A 25,921-nucleotide genomic window follows, 5' to 3' on the forward strand; every position below is an offset into this window, starting at 1 on the left:
GATTCTCCTCTGTCGCCGCAGTGGCGAATATGGTTACAAATATAGCCCACAATTGCACCTGACGACACCAGAGGAGACACCATGTCCGGCTACGCCGATCCCGGCTTCGACACGCTGGCGCTGCACGCGGGCGCCGCCCCCGATCCCACCACCGGCGCGCGCGCCGTGCCCATTCACCTGACCACGTCGTTCGTGTTCGAATCGAGCGACCACGCGGCCGCCCTGTTCAACCTGGAGCGATCAGGCCATGTGTACAGCCGCATCAGCAACCCCACCAACGCGGTGCTGGAGCAGCGCGTCGCGGCACTGGAAGGCGGCATTGGCGGCATCGCGGTGGCCAGCGGCCAGGCGGCGCTGCACCTGAGCATCGCCACACTCATGGGCGCGGGTTCGCACATCGTGGCATCCACAGCACTGTACGGCGGCAGCCAGAACCTGCTGCACTACACGCTGCGGCGCTTCGGCATCGAAACCACCTTCGTGAAGCCCGGCGACATCGACGGCTGGCGCGCTGCCATTCGGCCCAACACCAAGCTGCTTTTCGGTGAAACCGTGGGCAACCCCGGGCTGGACGTGCTGGACATTCCCACCGTGGCGCAGCTGGCCCACGACAACGGCGTGCCGCTGCTGGTGGACAGCACCCTGACCACGCCCTGGCTGATAAAGCCGCTGGACCTCGGCGCCGACATCGTCTACCACTCGGCCACCAAGTTCCTGAGCGGCCACGGCACGGTGGTCGGCGGCATCGTGGTGGACGGCGGCAGCTTCGACTGGGACAAGTCCGGCAAGTTCGCCGAACTCACTGCGCCCTACGACGGTTTCCATCACATGGTGTTCAGCGAGGAGTCCACCGTCGGCGCCTTCATGTTGCGTGCCCGCCGCGAGGGCCTGCGCGACTTCGGCGCCTGCATGAGCCCACACACCGCCTGGCTGATCCTGCAGGGCATCGAAACGCTGCCGCTGCGCATGGCGCGCCACATGAGCAACACGGAAAAGGTGGTGCAGTTCCTGGCCAGCCACCCCTTCGTGAGCCGCGTGGGCCACCCGCTGCTGGAGACCCACCCCAGCCACGCGCTCGCGCAGAAGCTGCTGCCACGCGGGGCGGGCAGCGTGTTCAGCTTCGACATGAAGGGCAGCCGCGAGCAGGGCAAGGCCTTCATCGAGGCGCTCAAAATCTTCAGCCACCTGGCCAATGTGGGCGACTGCCGCAGCCTGGTCATCCACCCCGCCAGCACCACCCATTTCCGCATGACCGACGAGGCATTGGCCAGCGCCGGCATCGGCCCGGGCACGATTCGGCTGTCCATCGGTCTGGAAGACCCGGACGACCTGATCGACGACTTGAAGCGGGCGCTCAAAGCCGCCGAGAAAGCGGGGGCCTGACCATGATCATCGACGTTCACGGCGCCCCACTCTACGCCTACACCGGCGGCAAACCCTTCGACCCGGCCAAGCCCACGGTCGTGTTCATCCACGGCGTGCTCAACGACCACAGCGTGTGGATTCTGCAGAGCCGCTACCTGGCCCATCACGGCTGGAACGTGCTGGCCATCGATCTGCCCGGCCACGGCAAGAGCGGTGGTGAACCCCCCGCTTCCGTGCAGGACGCTTCGCGCGCCGTGCTGGGCTTGCTCGACGCGCTCAAGATCGAGAAAGCCGCGCTGGTGGGCCACAGCTTCGGCTCGCTGATCGCGCTGCAGACCGCCGCCGACGCGCCCAAGCGCGTGAGCCACCTGGTGATGGTGGGCACGGCCTACCCCATGAAGGTGTCCCCCGCGCTGCTGGACAGCTCGCTCAACCAGCCCATGAAGGCCATCGACATGGTCAACGTGTTCAGCCACTCCACCCTCGCGCCGCCCCCTTCGGCCCTGGGGCCCGGCACCTGGCTGCTGGGTGGCTCCAAGGCGCTGATGCGACGCGTGCTGGCCAGCAACCCCCGGGTCAATGTGTTCCACCGCGGCTTCGTGGCCTGCGACAGCTACGACCAAGGCGAGCAGGCCATGGAGCGGGTCCAGTGCCCGACGCTGTTCATTCTGGGCACGCACGACCAGATGACGCCGCCGAAGGCCGCCAAGACCCTCAGCAGCCGCGCGAAACACGGCCAGACGGTGCTGCTGCGCGCCGGCCACTCACTCATGACCGAAGACCCCGACGGCGTGCTCATGGCGCTGTGTCGCTTCCTCCAACCCTGAGACCATGACCGAAACCCGCCTTCCCATCAGCGCTGCGGCCATCACGCCACCCATGTCGGCCGAGCGGGCACAAGCCATCGCGGCCAACTTCGATCTGCGCCGCCTGCCACAGGACTTCCTCGACAACCCCTTTCCCGTGTACGCGGCCCTGCGGGAGCGTGAGCCCATCCGCCAGATGCCCGACGGCAGCTGGTTCCTCACACGCTACGCCGACCTGGTGGCGGTGTACCGCGACGCCGCCACCTTCAGCTCCGACAAGCAGGTGGAATTCGCACCCAAGTACGGAAAAGACTCGCCGCTGTACGAGCACCACACCCACAGCCTGGTATTCAACGACCCGCCGCTGCACACCCGGGTGCGCAAGCTCATCATGGGGGCGCTGACGCGCCGCGCCATCGCCGACATGGAGCCCGGCCTGGTGCGGCTGGTGGACAGCCTGCTCGACCGCATCGAAGCCCAGGGCGGCGGCGACCTGATCGAGGATTTCGCCAGCGCCATTCCGGTGGAGATCATCGGCAACCTGCTGGGCGTGCCGCACGACGAGCGCGAACCGCTGCGCGGCTGGTCGCTGGCGATTCTGGGCGCGCTGGAGCCGGTGCTCACGCCTGAGCAGGAAGCCCTGGGCAACCGCAGCGTCTTGGAAATGCTGGACTACCTGCGCGGCCTGGTGGCGCACCGCCGCCAGCACCCCGGCGACCCCGAGCACGACGTGCTCACCCGCCTGATCCAGGGCGAAAGCAGCGGCGACAAACTCAGTGAAGTCGAACTCCTGCAGAACTGCATCTTCCTGCTGAATGCCGGGCATGAAACCACCACCAACCTGATCGGCAATGCGCTGGTGAGCCTGCAGGAGTGGCCCGATCAGAAAACCTGGCTGCAGCAGCGCCTGCACGAGCAGCGCGACGATGCCGAGGCCCAGGAACAGACCCTCGCGGTGGCGGTGGACGAGTTCCTGCGCTTTGAATCGTCGAACCAGCTGGGCAACCGGCGGGCACTCAAGGCCTGCGAGGTGGGAGGCGTGGCCCTGCCCGAGGGCGCGCTGGTGACGCTGTGCATCGGCGCGGCCAACCGCGACCCAGCCCAGTTCGAGCAGCCTGAGGTGCTGGACCTGGCGCGCCAGAACAACAAGCACCTGGCCTTCGGCTTTGGCGTGCACCAGTGCGCCGGCCTGAGCCTGGCCCGGCTCGAGGGCCGTATCGCGATTGGGCGTTTTTTGCGGCGCTTTCCCGACTACGCGCTCACCGCAGCGCCGACCCGGGGCGGGCGGGCGCGCTTCCGGGGTTTTCTGGCGGCACCATTCCGGACGTGACACCCCCGGGCCGGGGGTGGCCCGCGAATTGCTTTGTCTAGGGCGTCATGCTCGCCCTCACCTCTCTCGATCTGCTCTGGATGTTGCTGTGTGCCGGCCTGGTGTTCGTCATGCAGGCCGGTTTTCTGTGTCTGGAGTCCGGGCTCACCCGCAACAAGAATTCCATCAACGTCGCTGCCAAGAACCTGTCGGATTTCGTGGTCGCGGCCATGGTGTTCTGGCTGGTCGGCTTCGGGCTGATGTTTGGCCCGTCGTGGTCGGGCTGGCTCGGACTGGGGCTGTTTGGCGCGCTGGACCAGATCGGCACCGACGGCTCGTTGCTGGCCTTTGTGCTGTTCCAGATCATGTTCTGTGCCACCGCCGCCACCATCGTGTCCGGGGCGGTGGCCGAGCGCATGCGCTTCGGCGCTTACCTGGCCATGTCGGCCATGGTGTCGCTGCTCATCTACCCCGTGTTCGGCCACTGGGCCTGGGGCGGCGTGCTGGACGGCCATGATGGCTGGCTGGGCGCTCTGGGCTTTGTGGACTTTGCCGGCTCCACCGTGGTTCACAGCGTGGGCGGCTGGGTGGCGCTGGTGGCGGTGCTGATGGTGGGCCCGCGGAGCGGCCGCTTTCCCGACGCCGGCGAGCCCGCCGTGATTCCCGCCGGCAACCTGCCCATGGCCATGCTGGGCGGGCTGCTGCTCTACCTGGGCTGGATCGGCTTCAACGGCGGCAGCCTGCTGGCCTTCAACGACGCGGTGCCCGGCGTGATCGTCAACACCACACTGGCCGCGGTGGCGGGCAGCGCCATCGGCCTGGTGGCGGGCCGCATGTGGCACGGTTATTACGAGATCCTGTACCTGATCAACGGCCTGATCGCCGGCCTGGTGGCCATCACGGCCGGGGCCCACGCGTTCACGCCCATGGCATCCATCCTGGTCGGTGCAGTGGGGGCCTTGCTGATGGCCTGGGCCCAGGAAAAGCTGCTGCAATACCGCATCGACGATGCCGTGGGCGCCATCCCCGCGCACCTGGTGGCCGGCATCTGGGGCACGCTGGCGGTGGGCCTCATGGGCGACCTGCTGGCGCTCGACACCGGCAACACCCGCTTGCAACAGGTGGGCGTGCAGACCCTGGGCATCGTGGTGTGCGGGGTATGGTGCGTGCTCACCACCTGGCTGTTCCTGCGGCCCTGGCGCAAACGCGGTGGCCTGCGCGTGACCGAGGAAGAAGAGCGCACCGGCCTGAACGTGGCCGAGCACGGCGCCCGCACCGAACTGCTCGACCTGCTCGAGGCCATGGAAAGCCAGCGCGAGTCGGGCGACCTGAGCCGTCGCGTGCCGGTGGAGGACTTCACCGAGGTCGGCCAGGTGGCCCAGGCCTACAACCGGGTCATCGCGGCGCTGGAGCAGGCCACCCAGCGCACCCTGTCCATCGTGCGCGACATGCGCGACGGCATCATCACCTTCACGCGCGATGGCATCCTCACCAGCCTGAACCCGGGCGCGGAAAAACTGCTGGGAGTCGCCGCACACCAGGGCGTGGGCCAGCCCCTGGCCGAGGTGCTGAAGCTGGCGGGCCATGCCCACCGGCTCCCTCCCGAAGAGCTGTGCCGCCCGGGCGCCAAACTCGAGTTGCGCATGATCCGTCCCGGTGGGCACAAGGCCTATTACGAGGTGTCGGTGAGCGAAAACCACCAGGATGCCGAGTTGCGCTTCACCGGCACCCTGCGCGACATCACCGACCGCAAGACCGTTGAATCGCAGTTGCACCAGGAACGCGATCTGGCCCAGGTCACGCTGGCCTCGATCGGGGACGGCGTCATCACCACCGACGAGGCCGGCGTCATCCAGTACATCAACCCGGTGGCGGCCCGTCTGACCGGCTGGCCGGCGCACCACGCCAAAGGCCAGCTCATCACCACGGTGTACAACCTGCAGGACGAACACACCCGCCAGGCTCTGCCCAACCCGGTGCGCGAAGTGCTCAAGCACAACCGGTTGATGCCGCGGCGCGAACACGCCTTGCTGCTGCGTCGCGACGCCGACAGCGTACCGGTGCTGGACACAGCGGCCCCGATCCGCTCGCGGGAGGGCTTCATCATTGGCGCCGTGCTGGTGTTCCACGACGTCACGGTCACCCTGAATCTGGCGCGCGAACTCAGCCACCAAGCCACCCACGACGCGCTCACCGGCATGCCCAACCGGCGCGAGTTCGAGCGCCGCCTGCAGGAGCTGATCCAGCGCAGCGGCGACCCACAGGCCCACCACGTGGTCTGCTACCTGGACCTGGACCAGTTCAAGGTGGTCAATGACACCTGCGGCCATGTGGCCGGTGACGAACTGCTGCGCCAGGTCACGCAACTCATGCGCGGCATGCTGCGCGCCGCCGACACGCTGGCCCGCCTGGGTGGGGACGAATTCGGGCTGATCCTGCAAAACTGCCCCATGGATCGGGCGATGCAGGTCGCGGAAAACTTGCGCGAGGCCATAGCCGATTTCCGGTTTGGCTGGGAGGGCCGTTCATTCTCCATTGGCGTGTCGGTTGGACTGGTGGGCATCGACCGCAACGAACACGACCTCTCCCGCATCCTGGCCAGCGCCGACGCCGCCTGCTACGCCGCCAAAGAGGCCGGGCGCAACCGGCTGCACGTTTATCAGGTGGACGATACCCACATGCTGGAGCGTCAGGGGCAAATGCAGTGGGTCACACGGCTGCAATCGGCCCTCGACCAGGACCGGCTGCGGCTCTACGTGCAACCCATTCTGCCGCTGCACCCGCAACCCGGCGACCAGATGCATTACGAGGTGTTGGTGCGGTTGGAGGAGGACGGCAAACTCATCCTGCCCGGCGCTTTCCTGCCGGCGGCCGAGCGCTATGGCCTGATGGCACGCATCGACCAGTGGGTGGTGAACAACACCCTGGCCTGGGTCGGCGACCACCTGCGCCGCCAGGGCCGCTTCGACGGGCTGCTGTGCCTGAACCTTTCTGGTGCATCGCTGTCGGACGAGCGCTTCCGGCAGAACCTGCGCGCCACGTTGGAGCAGATCCAGCTGCCCCCCGATACGGTGTGCTTCGAAATCACCGAAACCGCCGCCGTGGCCAACCTGTCCAAAGTGGTGCATTTCATTGGCGAGGTCAAGCAACTGGGTTGTCTGTTTGCGCTCGACGACTTTGGCAGCGGCCTGTCGTCCTTCGCCTACCTCAAAAACCTGCCGGTGGACTACCTGAAGATCGACGGCAGCTTCGTCAAGGACATCGAGACCGACCCGATCGACCTGGCCATGGTGCAGGCCATCAACGCCATCGGCCATGTGATGGGGCTCAAGACCATTGCCGAATACGTGTCCAGCGAAGCGATCCTGGAAAGAATTCGGGAAATCGGGGTGGACTACGGTCAAGGCTACCACCTGGGCGAGCCCATCCCGCTGACGGAGTTGGGCGTCACCAGGCTCATGCCCCGCTGAGCGGCGCTGACCGGGATGTGGCAGCCGAATCGAGCCATTCGGCCAGTGGGGTACTGGCCCACCGGCTGCTGCGCCACACCGCCTCGGTGGAGGGTTCGGCCGGCAGCAGCAAGCGCTCGATCAAGGGGGCAGCGGGCGTGGTGGCGGGGTCGATCAACAGCACATAGCGCGCCTGGCCTTCGGCCAGTTTGCCCACCCAGTCCAGCTCGACCAGGGTATCGAGCGGGGACTCGAGTTGCAGGTCATCGACCTTCAGGCGCTTGGCCAGCGCCTCCAGCGGCAATCCGCGCCCGCCCTGGCGCCGGTCGGCGCAGAGCTCCGCCAGCACTTCGATGGCCAGTTGAAACGCCCAGCCCGGCGTATCGCCCCGCCGCGCCACCCCGGCCATGAGACTGGGCAGATAAGCCGTGACCACCGCCCCCAACAACACGATCACCCACACCAGGTAGAGCCAGATCAACAAAATGGGCAGGGTGGCGAACGTGCCATAGACCACCGAATAGGTGGGAATCGAGGTCAGGTACCAGGCCAGCAACCGCTTGGCCAGGTCGAACGCCACAGCCACGAACAGCGCGCCCCACAGGGCATGGCTCCAGCGCACGTAAGCATTGGGTACGTATCGGTACAGCGCCGCGACGGCGAGCAGGATGGCCCCGAACTCCATGAGATCGAAAAACGCCATGAACAGCGGGTGTGTGGCCCCGACCCATCCCCGCGAAGCCGAGAGGGCATAGGAACTCAGCGTCAGACTCAGACCCGCCAGCAATGGCCCCAGGGTCAGCAACGCCCAGTACACCAGCACCCGCTGGGCGAATGGGCGCAGCCGGCGCACCCGCCAGATATCGTTGAGCTTGCGGTCGATCGTGAGGATGAGCGCCAGCGCCGACACCAGCAACACCAGCGCACCGGTCCAGCCCATCTGCCCGGCCTTGCCCGTAAACTGCAACAGGTAGGTGGACACCTGACGGGCAATGTGCTCCGGGATCAGCCCTTGGAACAGCCAGTCGTGCAACGCCTGTTCCATGCGCGAGAACATCGGAAAGGCCGTGAATATGGCCAGCGCAACGGTAAACAGCGGCACCAGCGAAATGGTGGTGGTGAAAGTGAGGCTGCCGGCCGTCACGCCCAGGCGGTCTTCGCGAAAACGCTCCCACAAGGTCAATGCCGTGTTGCGCCAGGGGAAGGACATCAGCTCCTGCCACAGCCCCTCGATGCGCGTCCGCAGCACGCGAACCCACCACGAATCGGCTGTCAGAAAGTCTTTGCCCCACATGCCGGTATCATGCCATCGACTGCGCAAAGCCATGAACCACACCTCCACGCCCACACCCGGCTCCTCTGCCGCCGCCTCGCCACCGGCCCTGCCCTCCGCCGCCGCTTCATGGACGCGGCTGCTGGCCGTCTCCAGCCTGCTGGCCCTGATTGCGCTCGGGCTGGCCTGGGAACTGTGGCTGGCACCTTTGCGGGAAGGCGGTTCTTGGTGGGCCATCAAGGTGCTGCCGCTCACCCTGCCGCTGGCCGGGCTGCTGAAACACCGCATGTACACCTACCGCTGGCTCAGCCTGTTGGTGTGGCTCTACTTCACCGAAGGCGTGGTGCGCGCCACCACCGAAAGCGGCCTCTCGGCCGCGCTGGCCTGGAGCCAGGTGGTGTTGTGCGTGCTGCTGTTTGTGGCCTGCGCCCTGCACGTGCGGTTGCGCCTGAAGGCCGCGCGCGCCGCAGCAGGCTTCCAGCCCCCCGACGCCGCCTCATGAACAACGCCGACCTGCTCGACACACTGCGCAGTGCCGTGGGCGCAGCCCATGTGCTCACGCACGACGATCCAGGCACCGACCTGACCGCCTTCGAACAGGATTGGCGCCAACGCCACCGGGGCCGGGCTCTGGCGGTGGTCCGCCCTGGCTCCACCGCCGAAGTGGCCCAGGTGGTGCGGGCCTGTGCCCAGGCCGACGTGAGCCTGGTGCCCCAAGGGGGCAACACCGGCTTGGTGGTGGGCGGTGTGCCTGACGCCAGCGGCACCCAGGTCGTGCTCAGTTTGCAGCGCCTCAACGCCATCCGCGCCCTGGACCGGGACAACCTCACCCTCACGGCCGAGGCGGGCTGCGTGCTGCAGGTCGCCCAGCAAGCCGCCGCGGCCGCTGGCCTGTGGCTGCCGCTGAGCCTGGCGGCCGAAGGCAGCTGCACCCTGGGCGGCAACCTGGCGACCAATGCCGGTGGCACCCAGGTGCTGCGCTTTGGCAACGCGCGCGACCTGTGCCTGGGGCTCGAAGTCGTCACCGCGCAAGGCGAGGTGTGGAACGGCCTGAGCGGCCTGCGCAAGGACAACACCGGCTACGACCTGCGCCACCTGTTCATCGGCAGCGAAGGCACGCTGGGCGTGATCACCGCCGCCACGCTCAAGCTGTTTCCGCGCCCGGCGGCACAGCTCACCGCCTGGGCCGCCGTGCCGTCGATGGAGGCCGCCGTCACTTTGCTGGGGCTGGCGCAGCGCCATCTGGGGCCCGGCCTCACCGGCTTCGAGGTCATGGGCCGGTTTGCCCTGCAACTGGTGGACCGGCATTTCCCGGCGCTGCGCGTGCCACTGTGGCGCGACACGGCCTATGCCGTGCTGCTGGAAAACAGCGACAACGAAAGCGAGGCCCACGCACGTGCCCGCTTCGAGGCCTTGCTCGAAGCGGCTCTGGACGATGGCTGCATCACCGATGCGATCGTCGCCGCAAGCCTGGCCCAGGCACGCAATCTGTGGCACATCCGCGAAAGCATTCCGCTGGCCCAAGCCCAAGAAGGCCTGAACATCAAGCACGACATCAGCCTGCCCATCTCCCGCATCCCTGCTTTTTGCGCGGAAACCGACGCGCTGCTGGCCCGTGACATCCCTGGCGTGCGGCTGGTCAACTTCGGCCACCTGGGTGACGGCAACCTGCACTACAACGTCCAGTGCCCCGAAGGGGCCGACGGCACCGCTTTTCTGCGCGATCAGGAGGCTCGTGTGAATACCCTGGTGTTCGACGCCGTCCAGCGCTTCGGCGGCTCCATCAGCGCGGAGCACGGCATTGGTGGTCTCAAACGAGACACACTCCCCCGGTACAAAGACCCGACCGCCCTGCGGCTCATGCGTGCCATCAAGGCCGCGCTGGACCCACAGGGCGTCATGAATCCCGGACGGGTGCTGTGAACCGCCGGCATCGCGCTCAGCGGGGCAATGTCGAGTGCTGGATCATGGCGAGCGACCTAAAATCATTCCTTTTGGAAGCCCAAACGTGAACCGCCCCGTCCGCCGCCAGTACGAAGACTTCATGCGCCACGTATACACCCATGGCGTGGCCAAGGGCGACCGCACCGGCACCGGCACGCGCAGCGTGTTCGGTCACCAGATGCGCTTCGACCTGAACGAAGGCTTCCCGCTGGTCACCACCAAGAAGGTGCACCTCAAGAGCATCATCCTGGAACTGCTGTGGTTTCTGCGCGGCGACCGCAACGTGAAGTGGCTGCAGGAACGCGGCTGCACCATCTGGGACGAATGGGCGCGTGAAGACGGCGACCTCGGCCCGGTCTATGGCGTGCAGTGGCGCAGCTGGCCCACGCCGGATGGCGGCCACATCGACCAGATCGCCGACGTGGTCGAGCAGCTCAAGACCAATCCCGACTCGCGCCGCATCATCGTCAGTGCCTGGAACGTGGCCGACCTGCCCAAGATGGCACTCGCGCCCTGCCACGCCTTCTTCCAGTTCTACGTGGCCCCGGCCTCCGAGTCAGGGGGCAAGGGTCGGCTCAGCTGCCAGCTCTATCAGCGCAGCGCCGACATCTTTCTCGGCGTGCCCTTCAACATCGCCAGCTACGCGCTGCTCACCCACATGCTGGCGCAGCAGTGCGACCTGGACGTGGGCGACTTCATTTGGACCGGGGGCGACTGCCACATCTACAACAACCACTTCGAGCAGGTGGAGCTGCAGCTCAGCCGCGAACCCTATCCCTACCCGGTCTTGCGCATCAAGCGGCGGCCGGAATCGATCTTCGATTACGCCTACGAAGATTTCGAGGTGCTGGACTATCAGCACCATCCGGCCATCAAGGCGCCGGTGGCCGTCTGAGACGCGTCCACCGATGCTGACCCGCAGCCAGGCCTTCGGGCTCGCGGCCCTCACCCTGATGTGGGGCGTGAACTGGCCGGTGATGAAGCTCTCGCTGCAGGAGCTCTCGCCGCTGTACTTCCGCGCCGTGACCATGACGGGCGGTGCGCTCTGGCTATTCGCGTTCTACCGCCAGCGCGGGGTGCGCCTGCGGCCCGCAGGCAGCGAATGGCGCAGCATCGTCACGCTGGGGCTGCCCAACATGCTGGGCTGGCACACGCTGGCGATTTTCGGGGTGGCGGCACTGGCCTCCGGCCGGGCGGCCATCCTGGGTTTCACCATGCCGGTGTGGACGGTGTTGCTCGGCGCGCTGTTCTTCGGTCAGCACCTCACCCGCCGTTCCGCCTTGGCCACCCTGGCCGTGGCGGCCGCCGTGGTGCTGCTGCTGGCCGACGAACTCGGCGCCATGGCGGGCCGACCGGTCGGCGTGCTCGTGATGCTGGGCGCCGCCATGAGCTGGGCCATTGGCACGCTGATGATGCGCCGCGCCACCCTCACCCTGCCGGTGGAGGCCCTGACGGTGTGGATGATGGCGCTGACCTCGATCGTCCTGTGGGCGATGGCCTTCACCTTCGAACCCTGGCCGCAGTGGAACTTCAGCCTGCGCATGTGGGGCCTGCTGGCCTATGGCGTGTTCATGAACTATGGGATCGCCCAGATCATCTGGTTCTCGCTGGCACGGCACCTGCCCCCGGCCACCAGCGCCATGAGCGTGATGATGGTGCCGCTGGTGGGGACCGCCAGCGCCACGGTGATCGCGGGCGAATGGCCACGCTGGCAGGACGGCGTGGCCGTGGTGTGCGTGATGGCCGCTATCGCAGCCGTGCTGCTGCCGTCCGGGGCTTGGCGCTCCCTGTGGCGGCGTTGAGGCACGCAGGGCCCTACTCGACGATCACGTACACCTTGACCACCGTCTCCAACACCTCGAACGAGCCGGTGAAACCGGGCGGGATGTGGATGGACTGACCGGGGCCCGCTTCCTCGTGGCTGCCGTCGAAACGGCGCACCCGGCAACGGCCTTCCAGCACGGTGAACACCTCGCGCTCGGTCGGCCCGAAGGCGATTGCCCAGTGGCCGGGTTCGCAGCGCCAGATGCCCGTGCTGAAGGTTTCGGCCCGGCCCAGTGGCGCATCTACCAGGTTCCAGGTCTCGCGCAGCGGGTTGCCCGCGATGCGCCGGTCCGGGTGCGGATGCGAAATATCCGGCACCCCATCCACCGGATGGCCGAACGACAGCAGATCGTGAGCCGACATGGGCTTCTCCTCAAGCACGGGGCAGCGTCACGCCGTGCTGCCCCTGGTATTTGCCGCCGCGGTCCTTGTAGGACACGTCGCACACCTCATCGCTCTCGAAAAACAACACCTGTGCGCAGCCCTCGCCCGCGTAGATCTTGGCCGGCAGCGGCGTGGTGTTGCTGAACTCCAGCGTCACATAGCCTTCCCACTCGGGCTCGAACGGGGTCACGTTCACAATGATGCCGCAACGCGCGTAGGTGCTCTTGCCCAGGCAGATGGTGAGCACGTTGCGCGGAATGCGGAAGTACTCGACCGTGCGCGCCAGCGCGAAGCTGTTGGGCGGGATGATGCAGTGGTCACCGTGGAAATCGACGAAGCTCTTCTGGTCGAAATTCTTCGGGTCCACCACGGTGCTGTGGATGTTGGTGAACACCTTGAATTCGGGCGCACAGCGGATGTCATAACCGTAGCTGCTGGTGCCGTAGCTGATGATCTTCTTGCCGTCGGCCTCGCGGATCTGGCCCGGCTCGAACGGCTCGATCATGCCGTGCTGTTCGGCCATGCGGCGGATCCACTTGTCGCTTTTGATGGTCATGCATGCGCTCCTGTTGCGGGGCGATTTTACGGGCAGGGCTCAGTCGTGTTCGCGCAGGTCCTCGAAGAAGGTCTTGAGCTGGTGCTCCCACGAGCGCTTGGTGGCGGCGTCGGCAAAGCTGGCTTCGAAACTGTTGAATGCCAACTGGTAGGCTTCGCGCGGCCCCAACTCCAGCGCCTCGAAGAGTTGGACGAAGTTGTCGTTCAGATAGCCCCCGAAGTAGGCCGGATCGTCGGAATTGACGGTGACGCACAGTCCGGCATCGAGCAGCTGCTTGAGGTTGTGCTGCGCCAGCGTGGGAAACACACACAGCTTGACGTTCGACAGCGGGCAGACCGTCAACGGCACGCGCTCCTGCGCCAGCCGCTGCATCAGGGCCGGGTCGTGGATGGCCTGCACGCCGTGGTCGATGCGCTCGACCTGCAGCACGTCCAGCGCACTCCAGACGTAGGCCGGTGGCCCCTCTTCCCCGGCATGGGCCACCACATGCAGGCCCAGTTCGCGACTGCGGGCGAACACGCGCGCGAACTTCTCTGGCGGATGCCCCAGTTCGCTCGAATCCAGCCCCACCCCGATGAAATGGTGCCGGTAGGGCAACGCCGCTTCCAGCGTGGCAAAGGCATCTTCCTCGCTGAGGTGGCGCAGGAAACACAGGATGAGCTTCGCGCTGATGCCGAACTCCTGGTGTGCCCGCTGGCAGGCGTGGTGCAGGCCCTGAATCACCGTGCCCATGGGCACGCCGCGCGCCGTGTGGGTCTGGGGGTCGAAGAAGATTTCGGTGTGCACCACGTTCTCGGCGGCCGCCTTTTGCAGGTAGGCCCAGGCCATGTCGAAGAAATCTTCTTCCTTCAACAGCACGCTGGCGCCGGCGTAGTAGATGTCCAAAAAACTTTGCAGGTCGGTGAAGGCATAGGCAGCCCGCAGCGCCTCCACGCTCTCGTAAGGCAGCTTCACGCCGTTGCGCTCGGCAAGCTGGAAGATCAACTCCGGCTCCAGCGAGCCTTCGATGTGGATGTGCAGTTCAGCCTTGGGCATGCGGCGCAACACCGAAGGCAGACGCTGGGGGGTGATGTGGGGCAGATGCATCTCAACACACTCCAAAGGTGATGCCGCAGCGCTTGAGGTAGCGGCGGTAGGCGGCGCTGAGCCGGTCGGCGGCGCTGTGCACTTCCCCGCCGCTCAGCGGCAGGCGCTTGGGGCTCTGGGACTCGAGCACGGGCTGGTCCTGCGAGAAGATGGTGACCTGGAAATCGCGCAGCACCTCATCCGGCGTCGTCTCATCGGTCGTGTACTGGGCAAACCACAGGCGGCAGGACTCCTCTGTGGTCGGGCAGGCCCAGATGGTGTAGCTGTCCTGCGGGCCGCCGGCATCGCCTTGTTTGGTCAACAACGCGCTGTAGGGGCTGAGCACCTCGTAGCGGTAGGTGACCCAGTCTCCATCTTGCGCGGCGGCGGTGGCGCGGGGCTGCCACGCCTTGTAGCGCTCGATCACCGGGCGCCCGTCTAGCGTTTCGGTCACGTCGTAAGCGGGCACCTCGGGGTGTCCGGCATCACCCAGCCAGCCGCGATGCACGAAGGCGAAATGCGAGGTGTCGAGGAAGTTCTCCACCGCGCGCGGCGCGCTGGTGGCCACGTCGAAAGGGCCGTAGATCAGGCGTCGGCTGGGCAGATCGTCTAGGCGCGGAATACCCGGCAAGGCGGAGTCGTTGCCCTCGGCGGGTGCCGCCAGCCGGACCCACACCAGGCCGTGCGCCAGCTGCACCTCATGACGGCAAGCGGCGTGCACGACGGCAGGCTGGAATTCGGGCAAGGCGGGAATCGCCGCGCAGCGGCCTTGCGCGTCGAAACGCCAGCCGTGGTAAGGGCACTGCAGGGTGCCGTCGACCACCGTGCCCAGAGACAGTCGGGCACCCCGGTGCGGGCAACGATCGGCCAATGCCGCCACCGCCCCACCCGGCTCGCGCCACAACACCAGCGGCTCACCCAGCAGGGACTGGGCCAGCGGTTGCAGCCCCACCTCGGCTTCCAGGGCCACCGGCCACCAGCCTTCTCGTTCTTTCATGTGCCACTCCACGAAAACGCAAAGGCCGCCACAAGGAGGCGTGGCGGCCTGGCTACACGCTGGGGCCCAGCCCCGGCTACCGGTGCCGGTGTCAGTTGCCCGTGGGCACCCGGCCTTCGATGCCGCGCACGAAGAAGTTCACGCCGTCTTTCCAGGCGCGGTCGGCCTGCACGCCCGCCGCCAGCACTTCACGGCCGGTGTTGTCGAAAATCGGGCCCGTGAAGGGCTCGAACGTACCGGCTTTCATGCCGGCCTTGATTTCCTCGACCTTGGCCTTGGCTTCGGCGGGCACGAAATCGGCGATCTTGATGAGGTCGTTCAGGTCCTCCTTCACGCCCCAGACGGTGCGCTTGGTTTCCCAGGTGCCGTTGCGCAGTTCCTCGATCGACTTCACGTAATAGGGCGTCCAATTCACGATGGCCGAAGCCAGGTGGGCGTTGGGCGCGAAAGCGCTCATGTCGCTGTCCCAGCCGAAGGCGAACTTGCCGTTGCGCTCGGCGGTCTGCAGCACCGCGGTCGAGTCGGTGTTCTGCAGCAGCACGTCGGCCCCTTGGTTGATCAGGGCCTGGGCGGCTTCGCTCTCCTTGGGCGGGTCGAACCAGCTGCTCACCCACACCACGCGCACCTTCACGTCGGGCCTCACAGACTGGGCTCCCAGCGTGAAGGCATTGATGTTGCGCAGCACTTCAGGAATGGGGAAAGAACCGACGAAGCCCAGCGTGCCGGTCTGGGTCATGTGCCCGGCGATCACGCCGGCCATGTAGGTGTCCTGGTAGAAGCTGGCGTCGTAGACGCGCATGTTGGGCGCGGTCTTGTAGCCCGTGGCGTGTTCGAATTTCACGTTGGGGAAATCCTCGGCCACCTTCAGCATGGTTTCCATGTAACCGAAGGAGGTGCCGAAAATGATCTGGTTGCCCTGCTGGGCCAGATCGCGGAACACCCGCTCGGCGTCGGCCCCGTAAGGCACGCTCTCGACGTAGGTGGTCTGCACCAGATCCCCAAAATGGGCTTGCACACCGCGGCGGCCCAGGTCGTGGGCATAGCTCCAACCGGCGTCACCCACCGGGCCGATATAGACCCAGGCGGCCTTGGTGACCTGAGGGGCTTCGGCCCCCGCTGGTGCGGGCGCGGGCGCAGCGGCTTCTTCTTTCTTGCCGCAGCCGACAAGGGCGACCCCAGCCAGCGCGGCGATCGCGGCCGCCTTGATGAGTGAACGTTTGCTCAGATCGGTCATGTTTGCCTCTTGGTTGACAGGTTGGGGAGAACGGAAAAGGGTCAGGCACCGGGATGGAACGGCTTGCCCAGCGAAGCTGGCATGTTAGTACGAATCCACACCGGATTGCGCGAAATCAGCACCAGCACCACCACCGTGGCGAGGTAGGGCAGCATGCTCAGGAATTCGGCACTGATCTGCACACCACGCCCCTGGAGGTAGAACTGCGCCATCGTCACGGCGCCGAACAGGTAGGCGCCGAGCAATATGCGTGCCGGCCTCCAGGTGGCGAAGGTGGTCAAGGCCAGGGCGATCCAGCCACGCCCGGCCGTCATGCCCTCGGTCCACAACGGGGTGTACTGGGTGGAGAGGTAGGCACCAGCGAGTCCACACAGGCTGCCGCCGGCCACCACGGCCAGCCAGCGAATGAAACGCACCGGGTAGCCCAGCGCATGGGCCGAATCGGGGTTCTCGCCGACACTGCGAAGCACCAACCCGGCGCGGCTGCGGTACAGGAACCAGATCATGCCAGCGGCCAATGCCAGCCCGACCCAAACCATGCCGTCCAGCCGCGCCATGCCAGGGCCGATCACGGGGATATCGGACCAGATCGAGGGGGCACTGACCATCTTGCTCGAGAGGTTTTCGCGCGTGTAGGCCACGCCAGCAAACGCCGAAAAACCCACCCCAAACAGCGACAGCGCCAGCCCGGTCGCGTACTGGTTGGTGTTGAGCCAGATCACCAGCACGCCGAAGATGGCCGCCAGAGCCGCCCCCGCCAGCATGCCGGCCCCCAGGCCCGCCAGGCCGCTGCCGGTATGCACCACCATGGCGAATCCGGCCAGGGCCGCGCACAGCATCATGCCCTCGGCGCCCAGGTTGACGATGCCCGCCTTCTCGTTGAGCAGCAGGCCCAGCGCTGCGATCGCCAGCACGGTGCCGGCGTTCAGCGACGTGGCCACATTCAGAAAGAACACTTCCATGCGTCAGCCTCCCCGCCGCTTCAACACCACCCGGTAGTGGATCAGCGTGTCGCAGGCGAGCAGCGCGAACAGCAGCAGCCCCTGGAACACCCCGTTGATGGACTTGGGCAGCCCCAGGCGCGATTGCGCCAGCTCCCCGCCGATGTAGAACATGCTCATGAGGATCGCAGACAACACGATGCCCACCGGATGCAGGCGCCCCACGAACGCCACGATGATGGCGGCAAAACCGTAGCCGACCGGAATGTGGGGCGTCAGTTGCCCGATCGGACCGGCTACCTCCAGCGCACCGGCCAGGCCTGCGGCCCCGCCGGACACCAGCAACGCCACCCACAAGGCCTTGCGCGAGGAAAACCCCGCGTAGCGGGCTGCCGCCGGCGCCAGCCCGCCCACCTGCTGGGCATACCCGGCGTAGGTGCGGAACATGAACAGCCACATCAGCGCCACACCCACCAGGCCGATGATCACCCCGATGTTGACCCGCAAGCCATCGAACAGGCGAGGCATCATCGCGGCGCGGTCGAAGCGCGGGGTTTGCGGCATGTTGAATCCCATCGGGTCTTTCCAGGGGCCGAACACCAGGTAGTTGAGGATCTGGATCGCCACATAGACCAGCATCAGGCTGACCAGGATCTCATTGGCGTTGAAGCGGTCGCGCAGCAGCGCCGTGACCCCGGCCCACAACATACCCCCGACCACCCCGCCGAGCAGCACGGCCGGCACCAGCCAGATGCCCCAACTGCGGTCGGCCGACAACGCCACACCCGCCGCAAAGATGGCGCCGATCACGAACTGCCCCTCGGCCCCGATGTTCCACACGTTGGAGCGGAAGCACAGCGCCAGCCCGAGCGCGATGATGAGCAGCGGCGTGGCCTTGAGCGCCAGCTCCGACCAGGCATAGGGGGACTTGATCGGCTCCCAGAAGAAAATCTGCAAGCCCCGCACCGGGTCCTTGCCCAGCACGGTGAAAAGGATCACGCCGATCACCACGGTGATGGCCAACGCCAGCAACGGCGAGGCGTAGGTCCACAGTGGCGATGCCTGTGGACGGGGTTCAAGCCGCAGCATGGGCCACCTCCGGTTGGGGCGCCTCCCACAGCCCCGACATCCATTCCCCGACCCGCTCCACCGTCGCCTCGGACCGCGGCACCGAAGGCGACAGGCGCCCCTTGGCAATCACATACAGGCGGTCGGAGATCTCGAACAGTTCCTCCAGCTCCTCGCTGACCACCAGCACCGCGCAACCGGCGTCGCGCAAGGCCAGGATTTCGCTGCGGATCTGCGCCGCGGCCCCCACGTCCACACCCCAGGTGGGCTGACTGACGATGAGCACGGTGGGTCTGGCCTCGATTTCGCGGCCCACGATGAACTTCTGCAGGTTGCCCCCCGACAGCGACCGGGCCACCGCCCCCGGGCCGTTGGCCTTGACCTTGAAGCGCGCAATGATCGCTGCGGCCTGCTGCTCCAGCTTGCCCAGCTTGATCCAGCCCAGGGGGCCAATGGCGTCGCGCCGCGTCAGCAGCAGGTTCTGGGCCAGGCTGAGCGTGGGTACGGCCCCTCGGCCCAGCCGCTCTTCCGGCACGAAATGCAGCCCACGCTTGCGCCGCCCTCCAGGCCCCTGGCGGGACACATCGGCCCCCGCCAGACGGATGCTGCCCACAGGCGCGCGCGGGTTTTCTCCCGACAGGCAGGCCAGCAACTCCGCCTGCCCGTTGCCCGACACGCCGGCAATACCGACCACCTCGCCGGCACGCACCTCCAGGCTGATGCCTCGAAGCTCCGTGCCAAAGGGATCGTCGCTGCGCAGGTTCAGGCCTTGCACGGCCAGCATGACGTCGCCTGCCTGCTGGGGCCGGTGCGCCAGCTTCGGGGGTTCGGCTCCGATCATCAGCCGGCTGAGCGAGGCATTGCTTTCTTGCCTTGGATCGCACACACCCATGACCTTGCCCCCGCGCATCACGGTGCAGGTATCGCACAACTCGCGGATCTCGTGCAGCTTGTGGCTGATGTAAAGAATGCTGCACCCTTCCTCGGCGAGCTGGCGCAGCACCACGAACAGCTTCTCCACTGCCTGAGGCGTGAGCACCGAAGTGGGCTCGTCGAGGATCAGCAATTGTGGGCTGGCCAGCAAGGCGCGGATGATCTCGACGCGCTGCATCTCACCGACGCTGAGGGAGTGCACCGGACGCTCGGGATCGACGTCAAGCCCGTACTCGCGCGCTTTCAGCCCTATGCTCTCGCTGACCTCGCGCAGACTCAACGACTGGTCCAGCCCCAGCCACACGTTTTCCGCCACGGTGAGGGTGTCGAACAGGCTGAAATGCTGGAACACCATGGCAATGCCCAGGGCACGCGCTTCCTGGGGGTTGCGGATGTGCACGGCCTTGCCGTTGAAGAGCATGGCCCCGTCGTCGGGCTTGACGGAGCCGTAGATGATTTTCATGAGCGTGGACTTACCGGCCCCGTTCTCGCCCAGCACGGCGTGGATGCTGCCGGGCGCCACGGTGAGCGAAACGTCGTCGTTGGCCACCACACCCGGGTAGCGCTTGGTGATACGGGTGAGTTGTAGCCGGGGTGGGTGGTGCGTGGGAGGGGTCATGCAACGGTGGGCTTTTTGAATCTTGTCGAAACGCTGCCGGTCTTTCATACCACTTCCCGCATGAAAGGCATACCATGACGAATATGTTGCTGTCTCAAGAAAAACGCTAACCTGTTGCGCATGAAGACCTCTGTCCCGACCGCTGCGGCCGAAAGCACTCTGCAATTCGTCAGGCGCGGCACCGTGGTGTCGCTCCCGAATGTATCACCCACTCGCACCCTCTTGCAGGTGTTGCGCGAAGACCTCGGCCTGACCGGCACCAAGGAAGGCTGCAACGAAGGCGATTGCGGGGCCTGCACCGTGGTACTGGCCGAACGCGAAGGCCGGGGCCTGCGTTACCGCGCCGTCAACAGCTGCATCCGCATGGCCCATTCGGTGCACGGCCAGGCGGTCTGGACGGCGGAAGACCTCAACGCCGATCCGCTGATCGACCTTCAGGGCGCTCCCCTGCATCCGGCGCAGCAGGCCATGGTGGACAACCACGGCTCCCAGTGCGGCTTTTGCACACCGGGTTTCGTCATGAGCCTCTTCGGCCTGTACCAGAACCGGGTTCGGGCTGGCGAAACCATCACACGCGAGGTGGCGCAGGCCGACCTGTCGGGTAACCTCTGCCGCTGCACGGGCTACCGCCCCATCCTCGACGCCGCCCAACGCATGGCCGGTCTGCCTGCGGCCAAGGTTCAGGAACGGGCCGTGCGCCGCTTGCTGGACCAGATACCCCCACCGGCCACACGATCGGGCCACTACATGGCTCCCGACACCCTGGAAGCTTTGCTGCGGGCCCGTCGCGAACACCCTCATGCCCAGATCGTGGCCGGCTGCACCGACGTGGGCCTGTGGGTCAACAAAGGGCATCGGCAGTTCGGGCAGGTGCTGGACGTGACCCAGGCCGCCGAGTTGCGCCGCATCGAACGCTACCCCTACCACATCGCCATCGGGGCCGGGGTGCGCCTGTCCGACGCTTACGCCGCTCTGGTGAAAGACCGCCCCGCCCTGGCCACGTTCGCCGAGCGCTTCGCCGGTCTGCCGGTGCGCCAGTCCGGTACCTTGGTGGGCAACGTGGCCAACGGCTCCCCGATCGGCGACTCCATGCCGCTGCTGATCGCCTTGGGCGCCAGTGTGGTGTTGATGCGCTGGAGCGGCCAAGGGGCGCGGGGCCGCATCGCCCACCGCGAACTGGCCCTGGAGGACTTTTACACCGGCTACCACCAGAACCAACTCGCCCCCGACGAGATCGTGGCCTGGGTCAAGGTGCCCAAGGCGCGTCGCGCCTACACCCCTGAGCAACACAGCGGCGAGTGGACGAGGGTGTACAAGGTCTCGAAACGCTTCGACGACGACATCTCCGCCGTGTGCCTGGCCATGAGCCTGCAGATCGAGCGCGGGCGAGTGGTGCAGGCGCGCTTGGGGGCTGGCGGTGTGGCGGCCACGCCCGCCCGGGCCTGGCAGACCGAAGCGGCCTTGAACGGTCAGCCCTGGCAGGCTGAAACGGTGCGCGCCGCCATACGCACCCTCAGCCACGAATTCGCCCCCATTTCCGACATGCGCGCCAGCGCCGACTACCGCCGCACCGTGCTGGGCAACCTGTTGTGGCGCGGCTGGCTCGAAAGCCAGTCCTCCTCGGTCTGGCCCCTCACCCTGGAGCATCCATTTCCCTATCCCACTGGGGAGGCACAGCCATGAGCGCCACCGCCTGCGGCACCTCACTGCCCCACGAAAGCGCCATCGCGCAAATCACCGGCCGCGCCACCTACGTGGACGACATGCCTGAACTGCAAGGCACGCTGTATGCCGCCCCCATCCTCTCGCCGGTGGCGCATGGCCGCCTGCGCGGGGTGGACGCCCGGACCGCCTTGACCCTGCCCGGCGTGCGCGACGTGGTGCTCGCCCGCGACATTCCCGGCGACCCCATTCTCGCCGCCTTCGCGCACGACGAACCGGTGTTCGCGCTCGACACCGTGCAGCACGTCGGCCAGGTCATAGGCCTGGTACTGGCCGACGACGTGATGACCGCGCGACGCGCCGCGCGGCGCGTCGCGCTCGACATCGAAGCCCTGCCCGCCGTGCTCACCGCGCGCGAGGCACACGCCCGCCAGAGCTACGTGCTCCCTCCCGTACACGTGACGCGCGGCGACGCGGCCCGCGCCTTGAAGCAGGCGCCGCACACCCTGAGCGGATCGTTCGAAGTGGGGGGTCAGGAGCACTTCTACCTGGAAGGGCAGATCGCCTACGCGGTGCCGCACGAGCAGCAGCAATGGGTGATTTACAGCAGCACCCAGCATCCGGGCGAGGTGCAGCACTGGGTGGCCCATGCGCTGGGCCTGCACAACCACCGCGTGCGCGTGGAATGCCGGCGCATGGGCGGCGGCTTCGGCGGCAAGGAAACCCAAGCCGGTCACTTGGCCGTCTGGGCGGCCATCGCGGCCCACAAGACAGGGCGCCCCGTCAAGCTGCGGCTCGACCGTGACGACGACTTCCTCATCACCGGCAAACGCCACCCCTTTGCCTACGACTACACCGTGGGCTTCGACAGCGAAGGCCGCCTGCTGGGGTTGGACCTGACGCTGCTGGCCAACTGCGGCTTTTCGGCCGACCTGTCGGGCCCCGTGGCCGATCGCGCCGTCTTCCACTGCGACAACGCCTACTTCCTGGAACACGTGGCCATCCACAGCTTCCGCTGCCGAACCAACCTGCAGAGTTTCACGGCATTCCGGGGCTTCGGGGGACCACAGGGTGTCATCGCCATCGAAACCATACTCGGCGACATCGCCCGCCACCTGGGGCTGGACCCGCTGGCCGTTCGCCTGCGCAACCTGTACAGCCATGCCCCCGGCAGCCCCGGACTCACCGCCAGCGGCAAGCGCGACACCACGCACTACCAGATGCAGGTGGAAGACAACATCCTGGAGCCGCTGATCACCCGCCTGGCCCACACCAGCCGCTACCAGCAACGCCGCCACGAGATCGCTGCCTGGAACGTGGACAGCCCCGTGATCAAGCGCGGGCTGGCGCTCACGCCGGTGAAGTTTGGCATCAGCTTCACGGCCACGCTGTTCAATCAGGCCGGCGCGCTGGTGCACGTCTACACCGACGGCAGCGTGATGGTGAACCACGGCGGCACCGAGATGGGCCAGGGCCTGCACACCAAGGTGGCTCAGATCGTGGCCGACGAGCTGGGCGTGCCCTTCGAACGGGTGCTGGTGTCCGCCAGCGATACCGCCCGGGTGCCCAACGCGAGCGCCACCGCCGCTTCCAGCGGTACCGACCTCAACGGCCGCGCGGCGCAGTTTGCGGCGCGCAACGTGCGGCACAATCTGGCCGCCTTCGTCTGCGGGCTGGACGGCTGCGGCGCGGGCGAGGTGGAATTCCGCCACGGCCAGGTCATCACCCCCCAGGCGACGCGCGACTTCACCGAGATGGTGGGCATGGCCTACGCCAACCGCATCCAGCTGTGGAGCGACGGCTTTTACCGCACGCCCAAAATCCATTACGACAAGACCACCCTCACCGGGCGGCCCTTCTACTACTTTGCCTACGGCGCTGCGTGCGCCGAGGTGGCCATCGACACCCTCACCGGCGAAACCCGCGTGCTGGCGGTGGACATCCTGCACGACGTGGGGCACAGCATCAACCCGGCCATCGACATCGGACAGATCGAGGGCGGTTTCGTGCAGGGCATGGGCTGGCTGACGACCGAAGAGCTGGTGTGGAACGCTCAAGGTCAACTGACCACCCACGCGCCCAGCACCTACAAAATCCCCGCCACCGGCGACATTCCCGCCCGCCTGAAGGTGGATTTGTGGCCGGAACCGAACCGCGAGGACAACGTGTTCGGCAGCAAGGCGGTGGGCGAGCCGCCGTTCATGCTGGCCATCAGCGTGTGGGAGGCCATCCGTGACGCGGTGGCGCAGGCACGAGGAGACGGCGAGCCAGTACAGATGGATGCACCGGCCACACCGGAACGGGTGCTGCGGGCCTTGTCGGCGGACTGAAACACCGCCTCCGCCCCCTGGAGTGCCTCCAGGGGACGAGGCGCATCCCTGCCGTCAGTTGGACTTGGCCAACTGTTCCAGGATGTGTGGATTCTCCAGCGTAGAGGTGTCCTGGGTCACGGCTTCGCCCTTGGCGAGCGAGCGCAGCAGGCGGCGCATGATCTTGCCGGAGCGGGTTTTGGGCAGGTTTTCGCCGAAACGGATTTCCTTGGGCTTGGCGATCGGACCGATCTCCTTGGCCACCCAGTTGCGCAGCTCGTTGGCAATCGCCTTGGCTTCGTCACCGGTTGGGATCGGGCGCTTGAGCACCACGAAGGCGACGATGGCCTCGCCGGTCACGTCGTCCGGGCGGCCAACCACGGCGGCCTCGGCCACCAGATCGGTCTTGCCCACCAGCGCGGATTCGATTTCCATGGTGCCCATGCGGTGGCCGGACACGTTCAGCACATCGTCGATGCGGCCGGTGATGCGGAAATAACCGCGGTCCTCGGAACGCACGGCACCATCGCCAGCAAGATAGTAGCCCTTGAGTTCTTCGGGGAAGTAGCTCTTCTTGAAGCGCTCCGGGTCACCCCAGATGGTGCGAATCATGGACGGCCACGGCTTTTTGATCACCAGGATGCCGCCCTGCCCGTTGGGCATGTCGTTACCCTGCTCGTCCACGATGGCGGCGAAGATGCCCGGCAGCGGCAGGGTACAGGAGCCCGGCACCAGCGGCGTAGCGCCCGGCAACGGGGTGATCATGTGGCCACCGGTTTCGGTCTGCCAGAAGGTGTCCACAATCGGGCAGCGCTCGCCGCCGACGTGTTTGTAGTACCACATCCAGGCTTCGGGGTTGATCGGCTCACCCACCGAGCCCAGGATGCGCAGGCTCGAGAGGTTCCAGTTCTTCGGATGCACCTTCTCATCGGTGTCGGCCGCCTTGATCAGCGAACGGATGGCGGTCGGCGCGGTGTAGAAGATGGTGCACTTGTGCTTTTCGATCATCTGCCAGAAGCGGCCGGCGTTCGGGTAGGTGGGCACGCCCTCGAACACGATCTGCGTGGCGCCCGCGGCCAGCGGACCGTAGGCGACGTAGGTGTGACCGGTGATCCAGCCGATGTCTGCCGTGCACCAGAAGACGTCGTCGTCCTTCAGGTCGAAGGTCCACAGCATGGTCTGCTTGGCCCACAGCAGGTAGCCGCCGGTGCTGTGCTGCACGCCCTTGGGCTTGCCGGTGGAGCCAGAGGTGTAGAGCACGAACAGCGGGTGCTCCGCCCCCACCATTTCGGCCGGGCACTCGGTCGGCTGCTGGGCCATTTCCTCGTGCATGAAGCTGTCGCGGCCAGCCACCATGTTGACGGCGGTTTTCGTGCGCTGGAACACGATCACGCTCTTGACGGTTTCGCAGCCGCCCATGGCCAGGGCTTCGTCTACGATCGCCTTCAGCGGCAACTCCTTGCCGCCACGCATCTGATAGTTGGCAGTGATCACGGCCACGGCACCGGCATCCTGCACACGGTCGCGCAGCGCCCCGGCCGAGAAGCCGCCGAACACCACGCTGTGCGTGGCACCGATGCGGGCGCAAGCCTGCATGGCCACCACGCCCTCCACCGTCATGGGCATGTAGATGACCACGCGGTCGCCCTTTTTCACGCCCTTGGCCTTGAGCACGTTGGCGAACTGGCTCACCTTGGCCAGCAGTTCCTTGTAGGTCACGCGGGTCACGGCACCGTCATCGGCCTCGAAGATGATGGCGGTCTTGTTCTCGCGCGGGGTGCCCATGTGACGATCCAGGCAGTTGTAGGAGGCGTTGAGCTCCCCATCCTGGAACCACTTGTAGAACGGCTTGTTCGACTCGTCGAGCACCTGGGTGAAAGGTTTGTGCCAGGCCAGCAGTTCCTGGGCGCGCCGGCCCCAAAAGCCCTCGAAGTCCTGCTCCGCTTCGGCACACAAGGCTTTGTAGGCGTCCATCCCGGCAATGCGGGCGGCCTTGACAGTGGCCTCGCTGGGCTCGAACACGCGATTTTCCACCAGAGTGGACTGGATGGCGGTCGAAGTGTCGGACATGAAAAGCTCTCCTCAGGGTCTATGAACGATGAACAACCGTCGAATGTGCGCAATGTCTCTGACGAGGCTCTTACACCCGCGGTCACACCCACAGACCTACAATAGCGGGTTGA

Annotated in this window: 20 protein-coding genes; 10 read left to right on the forward strand and 10 right to left on the reverse strand. The window is 66.5% G+C overall.

Features of this window, described 5'->3' with window-relative positions:
• Window positions 1-81: 81 nt before the first annotated feature.
• The 4 genes from HZS63_RS10320 to amt are packed head-to-tail and all read left to right on the forward strand — an operon-like array spanning window position 82 to window position 6,950.
• The gene (locus tag HZS63_RS10320) at window positions 82-1,383 is read left to right on the forward strand and encodes an O-acetylhomoserine aminocarboxypropyltransferase (protein WP_180683956.1); all 1,302 of its coding nucleotides are present in this window, start codon (window positions 82-84) and stop codon (window positions 1,381-1,383) included.
• Between the two features lie 2 nt (window positions 1,384-1,385).
• Entirely contained in the window at window positions 1,386-2,192 is an 807-nt protein-coding gene (locus HZS63_RS10325; protein ID WP_180683957.1) for an alpha/beta fold hydrolase, read from the forward strand.
• A gap of 4 nt (window positions 2,193-2,196) precedes the next feature.
• A complete protein-coding gene (locus HZS63_RS10330) occupies window positions 2,197-3,501 on the forward strand; it encodes a cytochrome P450 (RefSeq protein WP_425505950.1) in 1,305 nt (434 codons plus the stop codon).
• A 47-nt stretch (window positions 3,502-3,548) separates the two neighbouring features.
• Window positions 3,549-6,950 carry an ammonium transporter gene (amt, locus tag HZS63_RS10335; RefSeq protein WP_180683958.1) on the forward strand — a complete coding sequence of 1,134 codons (3,402 nt, stop codon included), beginning with the start codon at window positions 3,549-3,551 and terminating at the stop codon, window positions 6,948-6,950.
• On the opposite strand, the gene HZS63_RS10340 is transcribed toward amt, so the two are convergent.
• A complete protein-coding gene (locus HZS63_RS10340) occupies window positions 6,937-8,223 on the reverse strand; it encodes a YihY family inner membrane protein (protein ID WP_180683959.1) in 1,287 nt (428 codons plus the stop codon). The genes amt and HZS63_RS10340 overlap by 14 nt on opposite strands.
• Before the next feature lie 31 nt (window positions 8,224-8,254).
• Between HZS63_RS10340 and HZS63_RS10345 the strand changes: the two genes are divergently transcribed.
• From HZS63_RS10345 to HZS63_RS10360, 4 genes are all read left to right on the forward strand, one after another.
• Complete coding sequence (locus HZS63_RS10345; RefSeq protein WP_180683960.1) at window positions 8,255-8,704, forward strand: DUF2069 domain-containing protein; 450 nt, start codon at window positions 8,255-8,257, stop codon at window positions 8,702-8,704.
• On the forward strand, window positions 8,701-10,125 hold the full coding sequence (locus tag HZS63_RS10350; RefSeq protein WP_180683961.1) for an FAD-binding oxidoreductase: 1,425 nt from the start codon (window positions 8,701-8,703) through the stop codon (window positions 10,123-10,125). The genes HZS63_RS10345 and HZS63_RS10350 overlap by 4 nt, the downstream gene beginning before the upstream one ends.
• Before the next feature lie 85 nt (window positions 10,126-10,210).
• Window positions 10,211-11,041 carry a thymidylate synthase gene (locus HZS63_RS10355; RefSeq protein ID WP_343039979.1) on the forward strand — a complete coding sequence of 277 codons (831 nt, stop codon included), beginning with the start codon at window positions 10,211-10,213 and terminating at the stop codon, window positions 11,039-11,041.
• Between the two features lie 13 nt (window positions 11,042-11,054).
• A complete protein-coding gene (locus HZS63_RS10360) occupies window positions 11,055-11,948 on the forward strand; it encodes a DMT family transporter (RefSeq protein WP_180683962.1) in 894 nt (297 codons plus the stop codon).
• A gap of 13 nt (window positions 11,949-11,961) precedes the next feature.
• Here HZS63_RS10360 and HZS63_RS10365 read toward each other — a convergent pair whose 3' ends face one another.
• The 8 genes from HZS63_RS10365 to HZS63_RS10400 all read right to left on the reverse strand — a co-directional run bounded on the left by HZS63_RS10365 (window position 11,962) and on the right by HZS63_RS10400 (window position 19,767).
• Entirely contained in the window at window positions 11,962-12,333 is a 372-nt protein-coding gene (locus tag HZS63_RS10365) for a cupin domain-containing protein (protein ID WP_180683963.1), read from the reverse strand.
• Between the two features lie 10 nt (window positions 12,334-12,343).
• Window positions 12,344-12,910 carry a dCTP deaminase gene (gene dcd / locus HZS63_RS10370; protein WP_180683964.1) on the reverse strand — a complete coding sequence of 189 codons (567 nt, stop codon included), beginning with the start codon at window positions 12,908-12,910 and terminating at the stop codon, window positions 12,344-12,346.
• 39 nt (window positions 12,911-12,949) lie between these two features.
• Window positions 12,950-13,996 (reverse strand): adenosine deaminase, encoded by a 1,047-nt coding sequence (locus HZS63_RS10375; protein ID WP_180683965.1) that lies wholly within the window; start codon window positions 13,994-13,996, stop codon window positions 12,950-12,952.
• 1 nt (window position 13,997) lies between these two features.
• On the reverse strand, window positions 13,998-14,972 hold the full coding sequence (locus HZS63_RS10380) for an aromatic ring-hydroxylating dioxygenase subunit alpha (protein WP_180683966.1): 975 nt from the start codon (window positions 14,970-14,972) through the stop codon (window positions 13,998-14,000).
• Window positions 14,973-15,063: 91 nt separating this feature from the next.
• Window positions 15,064-16,206, reverse strand: coding sequence for a BMP family ABC transporter substrate-binding protein (locus HZS63_RS10385; protein WP_180683967.1), 1,143 nt, complete (start codon window positions 16,204-16,206; stop codon window positions 15,064-15,066).
• Window positions 16,207-16,247: 41 nt separating this feature from the next.
• Window positions 16,248-17,168 (reverse strand): ABC transporter permease, encoded by a 921-nt coding sequence (locus tag HZS63_RS10390; protein ID WP_180683968.1) that lies wholly within the window; start codon window positions 17,166-17,168, stop codon window positions 16,248-16,250.
• Between the two features lie 3 nt (window positions 17,169-17,171).
• Window positions 17,172-18,236: an ABC transporter permease gene (locus HZS63_RS10395; protein WP_180683969.1), complete on the reverse strand. Its 1,065-nt coding sequence runs from the start codon at window positions 18,234-18,236 to the stop codon at window positions 17,172-17,174.
• A complete protein-coding gene (locus HZS63_RS10400) occupies window positions 18,223-19,767 on the reverse strand; it encodes an ABC transporter ATP-binding protein (protein ID WP_180683970.1) in 1,545 nt (514 codons plus the stop codon). The genes HZS63_RS10395 and HZS63_RS10400 overlap by 14 nt, the downstream gene beginning before the upstream one ends.
• A gap of 120 nt (window positions 19,768-19,887) precedes the next feature.
• Between HZS63_RS10400 and xdhA the strand changes: the two genes are divergently transcribed.
• Together xdhA and xdhB are read left to right on the forward strand one after the other, a co-directional pair.
• Window positions 19,888-21,450, forward strand: a complete 1,563-nt coding sequence (xdhA, locus tag HZS63_RS10405; RefSeq protein WP_180683971.1) for a xanthine dehydrogenase small subunit — start codon at window positions 19,888-19,890, stop codon at window positions 21,448-21,450.
• Window positions 21,447-23,759: a xanthine dehydrogenase molybdopterin binding subunit gene (gene xdhB, locus HZS63_RS10410; protein ID WP_180683972.1), complete on the forward strand. Its 2,313-nt coding sequence runs from the start codon at window positions 21,447-21,449 to the stop codon at window positions 23,757-23,759. The genes xdhA and xdhB overlap by 4 nt, the downstream gene beginning before the upstream one ends.
• A 54-nt stretch (window positions 23,760-23,813) precedes the next feature.
• Here the strand turns inward: xdhB and acs are convergent, their stop codons facing one another.
• On the reverse strand, window positions 23,814-25,808 hold the full coding sequence (gene acs, locus HZS63_RS10415) for an acetate--CoA ligase (RefSeq protein ID WP_180683973.1): 1,995 nt from the start codon (window positions 25,806-25,808) through the stop codon (window positions 23,814-23,816).
• Window positions 25,809-25,921: the final 113 nt, after the last annotated feature.

The organism is Tepidicella baoligensis, assembly GCF_013432195.1.
GTDB classification, from domain to species: domain Bacteria; phylum Pseudomonadota; class Gammaproteobacteria; order Burkholderiales; family Burkholderiaceae_C; genus Tepidicella; species Tepidicella baoligensis.

Coding starts and splice junctions, on each gene's coding strand:
- HZS63_RS10320 (WP_180683956.1), top strand. CDS start 82: ATGTCCGGCTACGCCGATCCCGGCTTCGACACGCTGGCGCTGCACGCG.
- HZS63_RS10325 (WP_180683957.1), top strand. CDS start 1,386: ATGATCATCGACGTTCACGGCGCCCCACTCTACGCCTACACCGGCGGC.
- HZS63_RS10330 (WP_425505950.1), top strand. CDS start 2,197: ATGACCGAAACCCGCCTTCCCATCAGCGCTGCGGCCATCACGCCACCC.
- amt (WP_180683958.1), top strand. CDS start 3,549: ATGCTCGCCCTCACCTCTCTCGATCTGCTCTGGATGTTGCTGTGTGCC.
- HZS63_RS10340 (WP_180683959.1), bottom strand. CDS start 8,223: ATGTGGGGCAAAGACTTTCTGACAGCCGATTCGTGGTGGGTTCGCGTG.
- HZS63_RS10345 (WP_180683960.1), top strand. CDS start 8,255: ATGAACCACACCTCCACGCCCACACCCGGCTCCTCTGCCGCCGCCTCG.
- HZS63_RS10350 (WP_180683961.1), top strand. CDS start 8,701: ATGAACAACGCCGACCTGCTCGACACACTGCGCAGTGCCGTGGGCGCA.
- HZS63_RS10360 (WP_180683962.1), top strand. CDS start 11,055: ATGCTGACCCGCAGCCAGGCCTTCGGGCTCGCGGCCCTCACCCTGATG.
- HZS63_RS10365 (WP_180683963.1), bottom strand. CDS start 12,333: ATGTCGGCTCACGATCTGCTGTCGTTCGGCCATCCGGTGGATGGGGTG.
- dcd (WP_180683964.1), bottom strand. CDS start 12,910: ATGACCATCAAAAGCGACAAGTGGATCCGCCGCATGGCCGAACAGCAC.
- HZS63_RS10375 (WP_180683965.1), bottom strand. CDS start 13,996: ATGCATCTGCCCCACATCACCCCCCAGCGTCTGCCTTCGGTGTTGCGC.
- HZS63_RS10380 (WP_180683966.1), bottom strand. CDS start 14,972: ATGAAAGAACGAGAAGGCTGGTGGCCGGTGGCCCTGGAAGCCGAGGTG.
- HZS63_RS10385 (WP_180683967.1), bottom strand. CDS start 16,206: ATGACCGATCTGAGCAAACGTTCACTCATCAAGGCGGCCGCGATCGCC.
- HZS63_RS10390 (WP_180683968.1), bottom strand. CDS start 17,168: ATGGAAGTGTTCTTTCTGAATGTGGCCACGTCGCTGAACGCCGGCACC.
- HZS63_RS10395 (WP_180683969.1), bottom strand. CDS start 18,236: ATGCTGCGGCTTGAACCCCGTCCACAGGCATCGCCACTGTGGACCTAC.
- HZS63_RS10400 (WP_180683970.1), bottom strand. CDS start 19,767: ATGACCCCTCCCACGCACCACCCACCCCGGCTACAACTCACCCGTATC.
- xdhA (WP_180683971.1), top strand. CDS start 19,888: ATGAAGACCTCTGTCCCGACCGCTGCGGCCGAAAGCACTCTGCAATTC.
- xdhB (WP_180683972.1), top strand. CDS start 21,447: ATGAGCGCCACCGCCTGCGGCACCTCACTGCCCCACGAAAGCGCCATC.
- acs (WP_180683973.1), bottom strand. CDS start 25,808: ATGTCCGACACTTCGACCGCCATCCAGTCCACTCTGGTGGAAAATCGC.